This is a genomic window from Pseudomonas sp. BF-R-26 (assembly GCF_019947395.1).
GTDB classification, from domain to species: domain Bacteria; phylum Pseudomonadota; class Gammaproteobacteria; order Pseudomonadales; family Pseudomonadaceae; genus Aquipseudomonas; species Aquipseudomonas farris.
In genome coordinates this window covers 353,297-370,147 of the sequence record NZ_JAGYGK010000002.1, presented here as the reverse complement: position 1 = coordinate 370,147, position 16,851 = coordinate 353,297, and the positions used below count along the sequence as shown (strand labels likewise).

The window sequence follows — 16,851 nt, the reverse complement described above, 5'->3', positions numbered from 1 at the left end:
CAGGGTTTTCGTCTGGCAGTAATCGCATTATTTAGCCGTGCTAACGCGCCACACCTTGTTCCCGACATCATCCGCCACCAGCAAGCCACCCTGCTGATCGATCACCACGCCCACCGGCCGGCCCATGGCTTTTTCCTCGTCGTTGAGGAACCCAGTGAGCACATCCACCGGCTGCCCGGTCGGTTTGCCGGCGCTGAACGGCACGAAAATCACTTTGTAGCCACTGTGTGGCTTGCGGTTCCACGAACCATGTTGGCCGATGAAAGCGCCTTGAGTGAACGGCGCGGGCAGTTTGCTGCCTTCGGCGAACGTCAGGCCCAGTGACGCGGTATGTGGCCCCACCGCGTAGTCTGGTGCAATGGCCTTGGCCACCAGATCGGGTTTTTGCGGTTCGACGCGAATGTCGACGTGCTGGCCGTAATAGCTGTAAGGCCAACCGTAGAACCCGCCGTCCTTCACGGATGTGATGTAGTCCGGCACCAAGTCGCTGCCGATTTCGTCGCGCTCGTTGACGGCGGTCCACAGTGTGCCGCTCTGAGGCTCCCAGGCCAGGCCGTTTGGATTACGAATCCCCGAGGCGAAGATCCGATGATTGCCGGTGGCGCGATCCACTTCCCAGATTGCCGCGCGGCCTTCCTCCTGATCCATGCCGTTTTCACCGACGTTGCTGTTCGAGCCCACGGTGACGTACAGCTTGCTGCCATCCTTGCTGGCGATGACATTTTTGGTCCAGTGGTGATTCAGCTTGCCGCCCGGCAGATCGACCACCTTGATTGGCTGCGACTTGATCGCCGTCTCACCGTTTTCATAGTGGAAACGCAGCAGGCGATCAGTGTCGGCGACGTACAGGTCATTGCCGACCAGGGTCATGCCGAAGGGCGAGTTGAGGTTTTCCAGGAACACCGTGCGGGTTTCGGCGACGCCGTCGTGATCCTTGTCCCGCAGCAGAGTGATGCGGTTCGGGCTGGGGACGCCAGCACCGGCGCGGCCCATGACTTTGCCCATGACCCAGCCGCGAATGCCTGATCCATCATCGGGTTTGGGTGGTGCGTTGGTTTCGGCCACCAGCACATCGCCGTTGGGCAACACATAGAGCCAGCGCGGATGATCGAGGCCTTCGGCAAACGCCGCCACTTGAGTCCCCGTCGCGGCGACAGGTTTCTTGTCTTCAGGCCAGCCGATCGCCGGGGCGATGTTCACTGTCGGGATCAGGGTTTTATTCGGTTCTGGCAGCTTGGGCGAGGGGCCTGTGCCGTCCGAGACTTGCAGGCTGGAGGTTTCACCACAGGCGGCGAGCCCTCCGGCGAGCGCGATGATGAAAACGAGCTGGGGTTTGCGCATTACTGATCTTCCCTATGAATGCATTGACGTAATCATAGAGAAGCGTAGACGTTCGATGGTTCAACCCGTCAGCCGCGGGCTTCCTTGAACAATACGGCGATCCCTGGATGGTAATTGCCGGCTTCATTGCGCAACTTGCGATAGGCGTACGGGAAATACCAGGCCACGGCGCAGCTGGGTTCCTTTTGCAGGTCGTCGAGCATGTCCTGGAGTTCTTCCGGTGTAGCGCTCTGCTGAGCTTTTTGCGGCGCAACGAACAGGCAACCGAGTTTCAGGTCGCTGGCGTAGCTGATCCTCTTGGCCTCGCTGGTGATGTCCTGCAGCGCCTGAGTCAGGTTCAGGCTGTTGACCCGCGGCCAGCGTTGAGTGGCTTGAAGGTAGGCGCGTTGTTCGGCAGTGGCTTCGGGAGTGGCGATAAACAGATCGGCGCGGCCGTTGCGTTCGCCTTCTTCGTTCTGCTTGCGCGTCGGCGTTTGTTGCAAGGTGACCATTTCTGCCATCCAGGCTGCGGCGGAGAGCAGGCCGAGGTTGGCTTTTTCGTCGTACCAATAAGGTGTGTCGTTATCGCCGCGTACAGCGTTGTAGCGGTCGATACAGTCAAACCAGCGTTCCAGCACCGGTCGCAGGAATTCCAGCTTCGGATTGCTGATGATCATGCCTTGCATGTTGCTTACCCTTGTAATTGTGTTGTTGGGTTCTATGGCGCTTTGATATCACTGCTGACAGTGTGGTGCAAGATTGGTGTCAGGTAATTGATGGGCGGCAGTATATCGAGAGCCCACGCTTTGTCTTCAATTGACGCTCCACCCCCAACCCTCTAACCTTCGCGGCTTGTTTCAGGTGCTCTGTGGCGATGGCCGACAGAGTGAAACAGGGAAGCCGGTGAGTGGCTATCGTCAAGCGACGAAACGTCATGATCCCGGCGCTGCCCCCGCAACGGTAAATGAGTGAAGACTGCGCCTTGAGCCACTGTGTTGATGTCAACATGGGAAGGCGCGCAGTCAGGCAACACGCCGCTCATGAGCCCGGAGACCGGCCTGATTCATCCAACGGCATCACGGTGGGCGATGCCAGGCTTCTTGCCGTCTATTCTTGTGCCTGCCCGCCGTTATCCAGCCTCAACGGAGAGCTCCCCCATGACTGATACCCCCGATCGTGACGAACGCCACCTGGCGCGCATGCTGCGCAAAAAAGCGGTGATCGATGAACGCATCGCCAACTCCCCGAATGAATGCGGTTTGCTGCTGGTGCTCTCCGGCAACGGCAAGGGCAAGAGCAGCTCGGCGTTCGGCATGCTTTCGCGGGCCATGGGCCACGGCATGCAATGCGGCGTGGTGCAGTTCATCAAGGGGCGCACCAGCACCGGCGAGGAGCTGTTCTTCCGGCGCTTCCCGGAGCAGGTGCGTTTTCATGTGATGGGCGAGGGCTTCACCTGGGAAACCCAGGATCGCCAGCGTGACATTGCCGCCGCCGAGGCCGCCTGGGCGGTGTCCCGCGAACTGCTGCGTGATCCGGCCATTGGCCTCGTGGTGCTCGATGAGTTGAACATCGCCCTCAAGCACGGCTACCTCGATCTCGATCAGGTGCTCAGCGACTTGCAGGCCCGTCCGCCGATGCAGCATGTGGTAGTCACCGGTCGTGGCGCCAAGCCGGAGATGATCGAGCTGGCCGACACCGTCACTGAAATGGGCATGATCAAGCACGCCTTCCAGGCCGGAATCAAAGCGCAAAAAGGCGTCGAGTTGTGAGTCAACCACGTCATTGCCCGGCGGTACTGATCGCCGCGCCGGCCTCCGGTCAGGGCAAGACCACCGTCACCGCCGCGCTTGCCCGTTTGCATCGCAATCAGGGGCGCAAGGTTCGCGTGTTCAAATGCGGCCCGGACTTTCTCGACCCGATGATTCTCGAGCGCGCCAGCGGCGCACCGGTCTATCAACTCGACATGTGGATGGTCGGCGAGCAGGAAAGTCGGCGTCTATTGTGGGAGGCCGCTGGCGAAGCCGATCTGATCCTCATCGAAGGCGTCATGGGGCTGTTCGACGGTACGCCGTCCAGCGCCGATCTGGCGCGGCACTTCGGTGTGCCGGTGCTCGGCGTGATCGACGGCACCGCCATGGCGCAGACGTTTGGTGCGCTGGCCCTGGGCCTTGCGCGCTATCAGCCGGACTTGCCGTTTGCCGGTGTACTGGCCAACCGGGTCGGCACTGTACGCCATGCGCAGTTGCTCGAAGGCAGCCTGACTGAAGGCTTGCGCTGGTACGGAGCGTTGTCCCGGGAGACCGGGATCGAATTGCCGAGTCGGCATCTCGGTCTGGTTCAGGCCAGCGAGCTGAATGATCTCGACCTGCGTCTCGATGCGGCGGCCGAATCACTGGCCAGCAGTTGCGATGTGGCTCTACCGCCGGCCGTGGAGTTCGCCGCGCCTGAAATGATCGCAGCCGAACCGTTGCTGGCCGGTGTACGGATTGCCGTAGCCCGGGACGAAGCTTTCGCGTTTACCTACGGCGCGAGCCTGGATTTGCTGCGGGCCATGGGCGCCGAATTGTCTTTCTTCTCGCCGATCCGCGACACCGAATTGCCGAAGGCGGACAGCCTGTATCTGCCGGGCGGTTATCCCGAATTGCACCATGTGGCGTTGTCACAAAACACGCCGATGCTGACCGCGATCCGCGCTCATCACGCGGCGGGTAAACCGTTGCTCGCCGAGTGTGGCGGCATGCTGTATTTGCTCGACTCATTGACCGATGTCGAGGGCACTCGCGCTGAACTGGTCGGTTTGCTGGCCGGTGATGCGGTGATGCAGAAGCGTCTTGCCGCGTTGGCCTTGCAGGCGGTCGAATTGCCGGAAGGTCTGTTGCGTGGGCACACCTATCACCACTCGTTGACCAGCACTGAACTTGAGCCAATTGCTCGTGGGCTGAGCCCGAATGGCGGGCGAGGGGCGGAGGCGGTTTATCGCGAGGGGCGGATGACAGCCTCTTATGTGCATTTTTATTTTCCGTCCAATCCATCGGCGATTGCCGCGCTGTTTGTGCCTGACCTTGAGGCCGCCTTCGCGAGCAAGCCCGCTCCCACAGGGGAACGCATTTCAAATGTGGGAGCGGGCTTGCTCGCGAAGAGGCCATGACGGACAACGCATTTTCCGAAGCCGAACGCGCAGCCGTTTACCGAGCCATCGCCGAACGCCGCGACATGCGGCATTTCAGCGGAGGCACCGTCGAGCCTGAGTTGCTGAGGCGTCTGCTCGAGGCCGCGCATCAGGCGCCAAGTGTCGGCCTGATGCAGCCTTGGCGTTTCATCCGCATCAGCGACCGGGCACTGCGCGGCAAGATTCAGCAGCTGGTGGAAGAAGAACGCATCCGCACCGCCGAAGCCCTCGGCGAACGCTCCGACGAATTCATGAAGCTCAAGGTCGAAGGCATCAACGACTGCGCCGAGGTGCTGGTCGCCGCGCTGATGGACGATCGCGAGCGGCATATCTTCGGCCGTCGTACATTGCCGGAAATGGACATGGCCTCGTTGTCCTGCGCCATCCAGAACCTTTGGCTCGCGTCCCGCGCCGAAGGCTTGGGCATGGGCTGGGTGTCATTGTTCGAGCCGCAAGCGCTGGCGGACTTGCTGGGTTTACCGAGCGGGGCCAAGCCTTTGGCCGTTCTTTGCCTGGGGCCGGTCAAGGAATTCTATCCGGCGCCGATGTTGGTACTCGAAGGCTGGGCGCAGGCGCGTCCACTCAACGAGTTGCTGTATGAAAATTATTGGGGAGTGAGTCAATGAGTGTGGCGTTGTTGAGTGTCGCCGCGGTCGCGCTGGATGCGCTGCTGGGTGAACCCAAACGCTGGCATCCGCTGGTGGCGTTCGGTCGTTTTGCCGATCGCATCGAGCAACGTTTCAACTACGGTGGCCGCGGCTGGCGCAGTCATGGCGTTACGGCCTGGGTGATGGCGGTCGTGCCGCTGACCTTGTTGGCCACCGCACTTTCCTGGGCGCCTTACGTTGGCTGGATCGTCGAGATTCTCGTGCTCTATTGCGCCCTTGGCATGCGCAGTCTCGGCGAGCATGTCGAGCCGGTGGCCAAGGCCCTGCGCAGCGATGATCTGATCGAGGCGCGCAAACGTGTTGGTTATCTGGTCAGCCGTCAAACCAGCGAACTGGATGAAACCGAAGTTGCCCGCGCCGCCACCGAGTCGGTGCTGGAGAACGGCAGCGATGCAGTGTTCGCCGCGCTGTTCTGGTTTGCCGTGGCGGGTGCGCCCGGCGTGGTGCTCTATCGTCTGAGCAACACTCTCGATGCGATGTGGGGTTATCGCAACGAACGCTTCGAACGTTTTGGTTGGGCGGCAGCGAAGATCGATGATGTTCTGAACTACATTCCCGCGCGCCTGGTGGCGTTGACCTACGCGTTGCTGGGCAAAACCCGACTGGCGCTGAAGTGCTGGCGTACCCAGGGCCCGACCTGGGATAGCCCGAATGCCGGGCCGGTGATGGCGGCCGGTGCTGGCGCGCTGGGTGTCGAGTTGGGTGGGGCGGCGATTTATCACGGTGAACTGCATCAACGTCCGCAATTGGGCGAAGGCGTGCCGGCGGATGCCGATTCCATCGACCGTGGCTGGCAATTGGTCCAGCGCGGGGTATGGTTATGGCTGCTGATTCTCTGCGTGGGGGCTGAGTTCTATGCTTGAGCACGGTGGTCGCTTGCGCAAGGCGGCGCTTGAATACGGTATTGCCGAAGCCGATTGGCTCGACCTGTCCAGTGGCCTGGCACCTTGGCCATTCCCGGTCCCGGACATCCCGCTGCGGGCCTGGGCGCGGTTGCCGGAAACCGATGACGGTCTGGAGCAGGCTGCCTGCGACTATTACGGTGCGGCCCAAGTGTTGCCGGTGGCCGGTTCGCAAATGGCGATCCAGCTGCTGCCGCGTTTGCGCCGGGCCGGCAAGGTCGGCGTGCTGTCGCCGTGTTACGCCGAACACGCCGAAGCCTGGCGTCGCAACGGTTACATCGTGCGTGAAGTGCTGGAGTCGGAAGTCGATTTCTTTCTCGACAGCCTCGACGTGCTGGTGGTGGTCAACCCGAACAATCCCACGGGGTTGAGCCTGACCCCGGCTCGCCTGCTGGATTGGCATTCGCGGCTGGCCCAGCGCGGTGGCTGGCTGGTGGTGGACGAGGCGTTCATGGACAACACCCCGCATTTGAGTCTGGCGCCGTTCGCCAATCAGATCGGCTTGATCGTGCTGCGCTCCTTCGGCAAATTTTTCGGCCTGGCCGGTGTGCGGCTGGGTTTTGTATTGGCCGAGCGCAAGTTGCTCAAACTGCTGGCCGAACAGGTCGGGCCTTGGGCGGTCAGCGGTCCGACCCGAGTGCTGGGGCAGGTGTGCCTGACGGATACGGACGGGCACACTCGACAGCGCATTCGTACTGACGAGGCCGGCGAGCGTCTAGCGTTGCTGCTTGAACAGTACGGTTTCAAACCTCAGGGTGGCTGCGCATTGTTCCAATGGCTGATCACCGAGTGCGCCGAAGCGCTGCATGAATTCATGGCCCGGCGCGGCATTCTGCTGCGGTTGTTCACCCACAACAGCAGCGTGCGGTTTGGCTTGCCCGCCGATGAAGCGGATTGGCTGCGTCTCGAGCAAGCGCTTGAAGCCTACGTTAAGGAAGCGCAATGACTACGTTGATGGTGCAAGGCGCGACTTTGATGGTGCAGGGCACTACATCGGACGCCGGTAAAAGCACGCTGGTGACGGCGCTGTGTCGTTGGGTGACGCGTCAGGGCGTGAGCGTCGTGCCGTTCAAACCGCAGAACATGGCCCTCAACAGCGCGGTGACCGCCGACGGTGGCGAGATTGGCCGTGCTCAAGCGGTGCAGGCTCAGGCCGCCAACCTCGAACCGCACACCGACATGAACCCGGTGCTGCTCAAGCCCAATAGCGATACCGGCGCCCAAGTGATCATTCATGGGCGAGCGGTCACCACCATGAATGCCGTCGCTTATCACGACTACAAGGCCATCGCCATGCAGGCGGTGCTGGCCTCTCATGAACGTTTGAGCGCGGCGTATCCGGTGGTGATGGTCGAAGGGGCGGGTTCGCCGGCAGAGATCAACCTGCGCGCCGGCGACATCGCCAACATGGGATTTGCCGAGGCGGTGGACTGCCCGGTGGTGCTGATTGCCGACATCAATCGCGGTGGAGTTTTCGCGCATTTGGTCGGTACGCTGGAGCTGCTGTCGCCCAGCGAACAGGCGCGAGTCAAAGGTTTCATCATCAACCGTTTTCGCGGCGACATCGCCTTGCTGCAACCAGGCCTCGATTGGCTGGAGGAGCGCACTGGCAAACCGGTGATCGGCGTTTTGCCTTATGTGATGGACCTGCATCTTGAGGCCGAGGATGGTCTCGATCAGCGGCAGACCGATAAGGCCGATCAAGTGCTCAACGTGGTGGTGCCGGTGTTGCCGCGTATCAGCAACCACACCGATTTCGATCCGCTGCGCCTGCATCCGCAAGTGGATCTGCAATTCATCGGCCCCGGTCAGGCGATTCCGCCGGCCGACCTGATCGTTCTTCCCGGCTCGAAAAGCGTGCGCAGTGACCTCGCGTACTTGCGGGCTAACGGTTGGGAAACGGCTATTTCGCGGCACTTGCGCTACGGTGGAAAAGTGTTGGGGATCTGTGGCGGTCTGCAAATGCTCGGCGAGCAGGTGCATGATCCGCTGGGCCTCGAAGGTGCACCGGGTTCCAGTACCGGTTTGGGCTTGCTGGCGTTCGAAACTCGGCTCGAAGAAGAGAAGCAATTGCGCAATGTGCGTGGGCGTCTGGTGCTGGAAGATGCGCAGGTCAGCGGCTATGAAATTCATGCCGGCGTGACCACTGGGCCGGCGCTGGAAAACGCCGCGGTGCAGCTCGACGATGGTCGCTGCGATGGCGCGCAAAGTGTCGATGGGCAGATTTTCGGCACGTATCTGCATGGCCTGTTCGAGTCTCCGGCAGCGTGCAGTGCGCTGTTGCGCTGGGCCGGGTTGCAGGATGTGCAGGAAGTCGATTACCACGCCTTGCGTGAGCGCGATATCGAACGGCTGGCGGATCTGGTGGAGAAGCATCTGGATACTTCGTTGCTGCGTGAGCTCTGTGGGATTTGAGGTGGCTGCACAGGCCCCTTCGCGGGCAAGCCCGTTCCCGCAGGTTTCGTGGGGGGACAAAGATCTGTGAACAGCCTCGATCCTTGTGGGAGCGGGCTTGCCCGCGATGAGGCTCGTCGTCTCACCGAAGATTTTAAGGAATAAACCATGCTGCAACTGATCCTCGGCGGCGCCCGATCCGGCAAAAGTCGCCTGGCTGAAAAACTGGCGACAGACAGTCAGCGTCAAGTCACCTACATCGCCACCAGCCAACCCCTGGACGGTGAAATGAACGAACGGGTGGCTCATCATCGCGCCCGTCGTCCAGCCGAATGGGCGTTGATCGAAGAGCCGCTGGAGCTGGCCCGTGTACTGCGGGAAAACGCCAGTGCCGATCGTTGCTTGCTGGTGGATTGCCTGACGCTGTGGCTGACCAATCTACTGATGCTCGACAACGCCGAGCGCTTATCGGCCGAACGCGAAGCTTTGCTGGACTGCCTGGCGTCATTGCCGGGTGAAATCATTTTTGTCAGCAACGAGACCGGGATGGGTGTCGTACCGCTGGGCGAATTGACTCGCCGCTATGTCGATGAAGCCGGTTGGCTGCATCAAGCCCTGGCCGAGCGCTGTCAGCGAGTCGTCCTGACCGTCGCCGGCCTGCCCCTGACTTTGAAAGGAACTGCGTTATGACTCACTCCTGGTGGCTGAACCCGTGCAAGCCAATCGATGCGCAAGCGGTCGAGCAGGCGCAGGCGCGTCAACAGCAACTGACCAAGCCTGCCGGCTCGCTCGGCCAGCTCGAATCGGTAGCGGTGCAACTGGCAGGGTTGCAGGGGCAGGTCAAGCCGACGCTCGATCAGCTGTGGATTGCGATTTTTGCTGGTGACCATGGTGTGGTCGCCGAAGGCGTGTCGGCGTTTCCGCAGGAAGTCACCGGGCAGATGCTGCACAACTTTGTCAGCGGTGGCGCGGCGATCAGCGTGTTGGCGCGGCAGTTGGGTGCTTCCCTGGAAGTGGTCGATCTCGGCACTGTCACGCCGTCGTTGAGTCTGCCGGGTGTGCATCACCTGAACATCGGCCCGGGTACGGCGAATTTCGTCCAGGGGCCAGCGATGACTCAGGCCCAGGGCGAACTCGCCTTGCAGGCTGGTCGTGACAGTGTGCAGCGCGCCATCGCAGCCGGTGCGCAGTTGTTCATCGGTGGCGAAATGGGCATCGGCAACACCACCGCGGCCAGTGCGTTGGCCTGTGCGTTACTCGATTGCCCGGTGGTGTATCTGGCCGGGCCGGGCACTGGATTGAACGCGGCGGGTGTCAGCCACAAAGCCCAAGTCATTGAACGTGCCTTGGCGTTGCATGGCGCTCAGCGTAGTGATGCACTGCAGACCTTGTTCAACCTCGGCGGTTTTGAAATTGCTGCGCTGGTCGGCGCGTACCTGGCCTGTGCTCAGGAAGGTATCGCGGTGTTGGTTGACGGGTTTATTTGTAGCGTCGCAGCGTTGGTGGCGGTGCGTTTGAATCCGGCCTGCCGTGAGTGGTTGCTGTTCGGTCATCGCGGCGCCGAGCCGGGTCATCGCCATGTGCTCGAAACCCTGAACGCCGAACCGTTGCTGGACCTCGGTCTGCGACTGGGCGAGGGCAGTGGTGCGGCATTGGCCGTGCCATTGCTGCGTCTGGCCTGCGACCTGCACGGGCAGATGGCGACGTTCGCCGAAGCCGCAGTGGCGGATCGCCCGGCATGACTTTGCGCCTGGACCTGTTGCGCCATGGCGAAACCGAGCTCGGCGGCGGTTTGCGTGGCAGCCTCGACGATGCGCTGACCGGCAGGGGCTGGGAGCAAATGCGCGCCGCGGTGATCGAGCAGGGGCCCTGGGATCGACTGGTCAGTTCGCCGTTGCAGCGTTGTGCGCGTTTTGCTGAAGAGCTTGGGGCGCAACTGGGTTTGCCGGTGCAATTGGATAAGGATCTGCAAGAGCTGCACTTTGGTGCCTGGGAAGGGCAGAGCGCGGCGGCACTGATGGAAACCAGCGCCGAGGCGTTGGGCTTGTTCTGGGCTGATCCTTATTCGTTCACGCCGCCCGAGGGTGAGTCGGTTGCGGACTTTTCTGCGCGAGTGTTGGCGGCCATTGAGCGGCTGCACGCGGCCTATGCGGGTGAGCGAATCTTGCTGATCAGCCATGGCGGCGTCATGCGTCTGTTGCTGGCTCAAGCGCGCGGATTGCCGCGTGAGCAGTTGCTCAACGTTGAAGTTGGCCATGGCGCATTGTTCTCTTTGTCGGTCGAATCCGGCGTCTTGTTAAGGGAAGCGATCTGACATGTTGCCGTTCTGGATCGCCCTGCAATTTTTGAGCAGCCTGCCGATTCGTCTGCCGGACATGCCGACGCCCGAGGAACTGGGCCGGTCGTTGCTGTTTTATCCGCTGGTCGGTTTGCTGTTCGGCGCGATTCTGTGGGGGCTGAACTGGCTATTGCTGGGCACGCCATTATTGCTTCATGCCGCACTGCTGCTGAGCGTTTGGGCCGTGCTCAGCGGTGCGTTGCACCTGGATGGCCTGGCCGATAGCGCCGATGCGTGGCTCGGGGGTTACGGCGACCGTGAACGCACCCTGACCATCATGAAAGACCCGCGCAGCGGGCCGATCGCCGTGGTGACACTGGTTTTGGTGTTGCTGCTCAAGTTCGCCGCGTTGCTGGCGTTGATCGAGCAGCAGCACAGCGTGGTCTTGATCATCGTTCCATTGATTAGCCGCAGCGCGTTACTGGGGTTATTCCTCACCACGCCTTATGTGCGTCCCGGTGGATTGGGGCAGGCGCTGGCCGATCATCTGCCGCGTTTGGCCGGTCAGCAGGTGTTGGCGATCAGTGCCGTGGCCTGTGTGCTGATGGCTGGCCTCAGTGGTGTGTGGGCGCTTGTATTGGCGGCGGCGGTGTTTGTCTGGTTGCGGCAAGTGATGGTGCGACGATTGGGCGGGACGACGGGCGATACGGCAGGGGCGTTGCTGGAATTGTTGGAGGTGGCGGTGCTGGTGGGGCTTGCATTGATGTTGTAGGAGCGAGCGGCGCTCGCTCCTACGGTAATATGTTTCAAAAAATTTGCTTTCATTTAACCGCGGGTATATACACGCACTATGCTTCCTTCTCAATGTTTGTGCACTAACCTGCGTCGCGCCGCTCGAGGCGTCAGCAGGCATTACGACGGCGCCCTCGACGGCTTCGGGATCAACGTTGCCCAGTATTCTCTGCTGTGCAATCTGCAGCGTCTGGATCAGCCGAGCATCTCGTCGCTGGCCGAAGCCATGGGCCTGGATCGCAGCACCCTCGGGCGCAATCTGCGAGTGCTGGAAGGCGAAGGTCTGGTGACGCTGGTTGAGGGTGAGGACATGCGCAATCGTATCGTTCTGCTCACCGAGACAGGGCGCGAACGTCTGGCAGCGGCCTTGCCGGCCTGGGAAGCGGCGCAGCAACGGTTGATTGACCGTCTGGGTGCCGAGAAGCGCGAAATCTTGCTGAAACTGTTGGACGAACTGGCTTGAGGCCAGTTTGTTCGATCTTAAGCGGGTATATACCCGCTACTGGAGAACAAGAATGACATCAATGTGGCGTACATGCGGTTGGGTTCTGTTGGGGAGTGCGCTGATTCTGGCGTTGTCCCTGGGTGTGCGACACGGCTTCGGGCTGTTTCTGGCACCCATGAGTGCCGAATTCGGCTGGGGCCGCGAAGTGTTTGCCTTCGCCATTGCTTTGCAGAACCTGATCTGGGGCCTGGCGCAACCGTTCACCGGTGCGCTGGCCGACCGCTTTGGCGCCGCGAAGGTGGTGTTGATCGGGGGTGTTTTGTACGCCTTGGGCCTGGTGTTCATGGGACTGTCCGATTCGGCGGTGACCTTGTCCTTGAGCGCCGGCCTGTTGATCGGTATCGGCCTGTCAGGCACCTCGTTCTCGGTGATCCTCGGCGTGGTCGGCCGTGCCGTGCCGCCGGAAAAACGCAGCATGGGCATGGGGATCGCCAGCGCCGCCGGTTCTTTCGGTCAATTCGCCATGTTGCCCGGCACGCTGGGGCTGATCGGCTGGCTTGGCTGGTCCGCGGCATTGCTGGTGCTGGGCCTGATCGTGGCACTGATCGTGCCGCTGGTGAGCATGCTCAAAGACAAACCGCTGCCGGTTCTCGGACACGAGCAAACCCTCTCTGAAGCGCTGCGCGAAGCCTGTTCCCATTCAGGGTTCTGGCTGCTGGCGTTTGGTTTTTTTGTCTGCGGTTTTCAAGTGGTGTTCATTGGCGTGCACTTACCGGCCTATCTGGTGGACCAGCACTTGCCAGCCTCCGTCGGCACCACGGTGCTGGCGCTGATCGGGCTGTTCAATATTTTCGGCACCTACACAGCAGGCTGGCTCGGCGGGCGGATGTCCAAGCCGCGCCTGCTCACCGGTCTGTATCTGTTGCGGGCGGTGGTGATTGTGCTGTTCCTCTGGGCACCGGTCACCCAGGTCACGGCTTATCTGTTCGGCATGGCCATGGGCTTTCTCTGGTTGTCGACGGTACCCTTGACCAACGGCACGGTGGCCACCTTGTTCGGTGTACGAAATTTGTCCATGCTCGGTGGGATCGTTTTCCTCTTCCACCAGCTCGGCTCGTTCCTCGGTGGCTGGTTGGGTGGGGTGGTGTATGACCGAACCGGGAGCTACGACTTGATCTGGCAGGTGGCAATTCTCTTGAGTCTGGTGGCCGCAGCCCTGAACTGGCCGGTGCGCGAGCAGCCGGTGGCGCGTCTGCAAACCCGGATGAGTGCAGCATGAACAGTCTCTGGCCGCGGATGGCTGTAATCGCCATCGGCGTACTGCTGCTGGCCCTGGCGTGGTGGGGCTGGCATCAGGGTGGCCTGGCATTGATGCAGTTGGGCATGGGTGCTTGCTAGCGAGCGGCGAAGGCGAGTAATTTCGTTTTCTGACGATTGTTCAAGGATGCACCGACATGCTGATGCGCTGGCTTGCAGTCCCCGCGTTGCTGACGGCTTTTGCCGGGTTGGTCCAGGCGGCAGAATGCCCGGAGTTGTTACAAGGCTCATTGCCCAAGCTGCGGGCCAAGGAATCCATTGATCTGTGCCAGCGCTTCGCCGGCAAGCCGCTGGTGGTGGTCAATACCGCGAGCTTCTGTGGCTTCGCCCCCCAGTTCAAAGGCCTTGAGGCGCTGTATCAGCGTTACAAGGATCAAGGGCTTGAGGTGATTGGTGTTCCTTCCAATGACTTCAAGCAAGAGTCCAAAGATGGCGCAGAGACTGCCAAAGTCTGTTACGTGAACTACGGCGTGACCTTCACCATGACCGAACCACAGAAAGTCCGCGGCGATGACGCAGCGCATTTGTTCAAGGTTCTCGCTGAACAAAGCAGTTCGCCGAAGTGGAATTTCTACAAGTACGTGGTCGATCGCCAGGGCAAGGTGATCGCCAATTTCTCCAGCCTGACCAAACCTGACAATCCCGAGTTCATCGAGGCGGTTGAGAAAGCCCTGGCCTCGAAACCCTGATCGACGGCCACTAAAAAGCCCCGCCTCTGTACAAGAGTGCGGGGCTTTTTCAATTCAGGCAGCCAATGGTTCAGGCTCGTCGTGAATCATCAGAAGCGGTAGGTCGCGCCAACACCGAAACCATTCGCATAGTTTTCATACTCGGCGCTGTAATTCTGGCGGCCGTTGCTGTTGTTGACCTTGACCGACTCTTCGCGCAGGTACGAGTACGCAACGTCGATGGTCAGATCGTCGGTCGGGCTCCAGCCAGCACCAAGACTGAAAATCTTGCGATCGCCAGTCGGAATGCGTGGAGAGCGGTTTTCGTTGTTGGTTGGTGCCTGGTCGACGGACAGACCGGTGCGCAGGACCCATTGCTTGTTCAGCTGGTACGAAGCACCGATGGCGTGAGCCCAGGTGTCGTGCCAGTTCTGTTCTTCGGTGATGGTACCGAAGCGGCCGTTCAGGGCGGCAGGAACGCCACTGTTCTCAACGGAGATTTCTTTCAGGCGGCTCCAGCGAGTCCAGGTGCTGCCTGCGTAGAGAGTCCATTTGTCGTCCAGCTGGTGAGTAACCGAGAAGTCGACCGACTCAGGCGTGGTGATGTCCAGCGACGCGTCGTACTTCTGGCTCGGGTTCTGACCAAGGGCCCCCAGGAGGTTGTAGTTGACCTTGGTGTCACCCTCAAGCTTGTACTTCACTTTCGAGTGGTAGGTCAGGCCGACGCGAGTGCTGTCGGTGGCTTGAACCATGATGCCGATGTTGTAACCCAGCGCGGTGTCGTCACCCTTGATCTTGACGTTACCGTCCGCTGCGAGCGGGTTCAGCGACAGATTCGATTCCAGGGTGCCGTCAATGCGGTTGATGGTCGGACCGAAACCGATCGACACCTTGTCATTGAAGGCGTAGCTGACGGTTGGCTGCAGGGTTACGATTTTTACTTCGCTCTTGCTGCCGAAGTATTTGCCGGCGAAGCCGTTCTCGTAGTCGGTCACCAGGCCGAATGGAGCGTAGACGCCGAAACCGACTGCCCACTGGTCATTGATTGGCTTTACGTAATAGCCCATGGGGACGCCCATGAAAGGGACCATGTCACCTTTGTTGGTACCACCATTCGGACTGGAGCTCGTATCACTGATATCAGCGTGCGCGTCGATAAATGCAACACCACCTGTCACTTGTTCGCGCTTGAGGCGAGACATGCCGGCAGGGTTACCAAAAACGGTGGATGCGTCGTCGGCAGCTGAAGATCGCCCGGCAAAACCTGTCCCCATCCCGCTGATGCTTTGTTCGTTGAGGGCAAAGCCACTTGCGAAGATCTGGGTGGATGCCAACGTAACGGCGAGGCTAAGGGTGGTTTTGAGCATTACTTTTTTCATTATTAGAACTCCTGGTGATCACCGGGGCGAAAATTACCAACATTTTCGTCCGGGCGCTATAGCCTGTATCGCTTGATTTAGAGCGGTTTTGTAGGACAATCCGACCAAAATCGCGACAAGTTACGCGATCTTCGGAAATGGGTGGGTCAGCAGGCGACCTGATTCAACGATGAAACACAGGTTTGCCAGGCGTAGGTGAAATCTCGCAGACGACCTTGGGGCTGGAAAGTCTGGCGCCAGATTCGGGCCATTCCCAACAGGTCATCGGAGGCGGGGAGGGGAGTGTTCTGTTCTTCTACCAGCAGCCAGGCGATGGCGGTGGCGTAACGCAGGTTGACGGTCAATTCCAGATGCGGCCCGCTGAGAAAAGCATGCTGGCTGGCCAGGCCGCGGACCAGGCTCGCCCGATCCGGGTCCAGGGCCAAATAATGATCCCATAGGGCCTGGTGGCGGGGTTCGGCGATTCGGTACAGGCCGTGTCCACGGCGGTCGTGCAAGGCTGACCCAAGGGCTGACTGACTGGCGGCAATGCCCAGCAGCAGGGATTCGGCAGTTGCGCTATGGCGTCCGAGGTAGATCAACGTCGGACGGATCACATAACGACACAGTTCGCTGGCAGCGATTCCCATAAAGCCCTCGAAACATCAAGTGGTCGGCGATACCTGAAGGGGGCCTTGGCAGCAGTGGATCGATTCAGGCTCGCCGGAAGCGGATCAAGCCGCTTGAGTTGAAGTGTAGTGTCATTATTTCGCTGTAAAGGACTGTTTTTAAAATATTTCCGGCTTCGAGTTATAACCGTTATATCGGTTGGTGCTTAGTCGTTGGCCACGAAATGAGAAATATCGGGCAATAAAAAGCCCCACTTTTCAGCAGGGCTTTTGAGGTTTTCAGCCTTTCTGGCGTCTCAGGCAACCAGTGCCTGGCGAGTACGCTCGATCACAGCCTGCAGCGGTTCTGCGCTGGAGTATTGATCCGGGTACAGGCGTTCGCTGTGACGAGCGATGCCGTGTTCGTTGACCAGAGTGAAGCTGAAGCAGCCTTTGCGAGCGGCCATGATCAGGCAGTTCATTGGAGCAAAAGCGTTGGTTAGGGTGCGAATGGCATCCTGAGTGTGGATTTGAGTGGACATAATTGGTGTTCCTACAAGCGACACGGATAAGAACCGTGCAAAGTTAAAACGTTCCAGTGACGACGACCACCATTGGTCGAACGAAGAACCCGACTGGAACAAAGCAGCCAGTTTGAAGCGCTGATAAGTTGGCGCGCTTGGGCTGGCAGGTAGGTACTTAGGAGGGCAGGCAACACATCAAGGGCAAAGGTTCTGGGCCCGGGGTGAAGATCCTGATCAATTTGCAGGCTGGTTCGGTCAGAGTAAGTGAGCTTGGCAACACCCTTTGCTTTCGATTCAAAGGCTGTGTTGGTGCAAGATTTACCTGGAAACCATCGAGGTGGTCGATCCCGTTTTGTCGGTGGAGGCTTCTCTTAGGGAAGGCTGACCGGGGATTTGTTCGACCAGAAT

General features: G+C 60.3%; 19 protein-coding genes and 1 riboswitch. Of the genes, 14 read left to right on the top strand and 5 right to left on the bottom strand.

What is annotated here, in order from left to right; translation table 11 throughout:
- Positions 1-27 precede the first annotated feature (27 nt).
- Positions 28-1,341 (bottom strand): PQQ-dependent sugar dehydrogenase, encoded by a 1,314-nt coding sequence (locus tag KGB18_RS03950; protein ID WP_223569426.1) that lies wholly within the window; start codon positions 1,339-1,341, stop codon positions 28-30.
- 68 nt (positions 1,342-1,409) lie between these two features.
- A complete protein-coding gene (locus KGB18_RS03945; RefSeq protein WP_007898940.1) occupies positions 1,410-2,006 on the bottom strand; it encodes a hypothetical protein in 597 nt (198 codons plus the stop codon).
- Positions 2,007-2,162: 156 nt separating this feature from the next.
- Positions 2,163-2,397, top strand: a riboswitch (cobalamin riboswitch).
- Positions 2,398-2,477: 80 nt separating this feature from the next.
- Here KGB18_RS03945 and cobO point away from each other — a divergent pair.
- The 14 genes from cobO to KGB18_RS03880 all read left to right on the top strand — a co-directional run bounded on the left by cobO (position 2,478) and on the right by KGB18_RS03880 (position 13,974).
- The gene (gene cobO / locus KGB18_RS03940) at positions 2,478-3,089 is read left to right on the top strand and encodes a cob(I)yrinic acid a,c-diamide adenosyltransferase (protein WP_052967210.1); all 612 of its coding nucleotides are present in this window, start codon (positions 2,478-2,480) and stop codon (positions 3,087-3,089) included.
- The gene (locus KGB18_RS03935; protein ID WP_223569425.1) at positions 3,086-4,468 is read left to right on the top strand and encodes a cobyrinate a,c-diamide synthase; all 1,383 of its coding nucleotides are present in this window, start codon (positions 3,086-3,088) and stop codon (positions 4,466-4,468) included. The genes cobO and KGB18_RS03935 overlap by 4 nt, the downstream gene beginning before the upstream one ends.
- Positions 4,465-5,115, top strand: coding sequence for a 5,6-dimethylbenzimidazole synthase (gene bluB, locus KGB18_RS03930; RefSeq protein ID WP_123721240.1), 651 nt, complete (start codon positions 4,465-4,467; stop codon positions 5,113-5,115). Before KGB18_RS03935 ends, bluB begins: the two co-directional genes overlap by 4 nt.
- Entirely contained in the window at positions 5,112-6,020 is a 909-nt protein-coding gene (gene cbiB, locus KGB18_RS03925) for an adenosylcobinamide-phosphate synthase CbiB (RefSeq protein WP_123720755.1), read from the top strand. The genes bluB and cbiB overlap by 4 nt, the downstream gene beginning before the upstream one ends.
- Positions 6,013-7,005 carry a threonine-phosphate decarboxylase CobD gene (cobD, locus tag KGB18_RS03920; RefSeq protein ID WP_123720756.1) on the top strand — a complete coding sequence of 331 codons (993 nt, stop codon included), beginning with the start codon at positions 6,013-6,015 and terminating at the stop codon, positions 7,003-7,005. The genes cbiB and cobD overlap by 8 nt, the downstream gene beginning before the upstream one ends.
- Before the next feature lie 8 nt (positions 7,006-7,013).
- Positions 7,014-8,474, top strand: coding sequence for a cobyric acid synthase (locus tag KGB18_RS03915; protein WP_123721242.1), 1,461 nt, complete (start codon positions 7,014-7,016; stop codon positions 8,472-8,474).
- 147 nt (positions 8,475-8,621) lie between these two features.
- Entirely contained in the window at positions 8,622-9,143 is a 522-nt protein-coding gene (gene cobU, locus KGB18_RS03910) for a bifunctional adenosylcobinamide kinase/adenosylcobinamide-phosphate guanylyltransferase (RefSeq protein ID WP_123720757.1), read from the top strand.
- Positions 9,140-10,195 carry a nicotinate-nucleotide--dimethylbenzimidazole phosphoribosyltransferase gene (gene cobT / locus KGB18_RS03905; RefSeq protein ID WP_223569424.1) on the top strand — a complete coding sequence of 352 codons (1,056 nt, stop codon included), beginning with the start codon at positions 9,140-9,142 and terminating at the stop codon, positions 10,193-10,195. Before cobU ends, cobT begins: the two co-directional genes overlap by 4 nt.
- Positions 10,192-10,767 (top strand): alpha-ribazole phosphatase family protein, encoded by a 576-nt coding sequence (gene cobC / locus KGB18_RS03900; RefSeq protein ID WP_223569423.1) that lies wholly within the window; start codon positions 10,192-10,194, stop codon positions 10,765-10,767. The genes cobT and cobC overlap by 4 nt, the downstream gene beginning before the upstream one ends.
- A 1-nt stretch (position 10,768) precedes the next feature.
- On the top strand, positions 10,769-11,503 hold the full coding sequence (locus KGB18_RS03895; RefSeq protein WP_223569422.1) for an adenosylcobinamide-GDP ribazoletransferase: 735 nt from the start codon (positions 10,769-10,771) through the stop codon (positions 11,501-11,503).
- Between the two features lie 78 nt (positions 11,504-11,581).
- The gene (locus KGB18_RS03890; RefSeq protein ID WP_095051845.1) at positions 11,582-11,986 is read left to right on the top strand and encodes a MarR family winged helix-turn-helix transcriptional regulator; all 405 of its coding nucleotides are present in this window, start codon (positions 11,582-11,584) and stop codon (positions 11,984-11,986) included.
- A gap of 52 nt (positions 11,987-12,038) precedes the next feature.
- The gene (locus KGB18_RS03885) at positions 12,039-13,247 is read left to right on the top strand and encodes an MFS transporter (RefSeq protein WP_123720761.1); all 1,209 of its coding nucleotides are present in this window, start codon (positions 12,039-12,041) and stop codon (positions 13,245-13,247) included.
- A complete protein-coding gene (locus tag KGB18_RS29835) occupies positions 13,244-13,366 on the top strand; it encodes a hypothetical protein (protein ID WP_007898919.1) in 123 nt (40 codons plus the stop codon). The genes KGB18_RS03885 and KGB18_RS29835 overlap by 4 nt, the downstream gene beginning before the upstream one ends.
- A 56-nt stretch (positions 13,367-13,422) precedes the next feature.
- On the top strand, positions 13,423-13,974 hold the full coding sequence (locus KGB18_RS03880) for a glutathione peroxidase (protein WP_201087334.1): 552 nt from the start codon (positions 13,423-13,425) through the stop codon (positions 13,972-13,974).
- A gap of 89 nt (positions 13,975-14,063) precedes the next feature.
- On the opposite strand, the gene KGB18_RS03875 is transcribed toward KGB18_RS03880, so the two are convergent.
- The 3 genes from KGB18_RS03875 to KGB18_RS03865 form a co-directional block, all read right to left on the bottom strand.
- Positions 14,064-15,332 (bottom strand): OmpP1/FadL family transporter, encoded by a 1,269-nt coding sequence (locus KGB18_RS03875; protein ID WP_201059473.1) that lies wholly within the window; start codon positions 15,330-15,332, stop codon positions 14,064-14,066.
- Between the two features lie 146 nt (positions 15,333-15,478).
- Entirely contained in the window at positions 15,479-15,961 is a 483-nt protein-coding gene (locus KGB18_RS03870) for a hypothetical protein (RefSeq protein ID WP_038979731.1), read from the bottom strand.
- 275 nt (positions 15,962-16,236) lie between these two features.
- Complete coding sequence (locus KGB18_RS03865; protein ID WP_007898912.1) at positions 16,237-16,461, bottom strand: hypothetical protein; 225 nt, start codon at positions 16,459-16,461, stop codon at positions 16,237-16,239.
- Between the last annotated feature and the right edge of the window lie 390 nt (positions 16,462-16,851).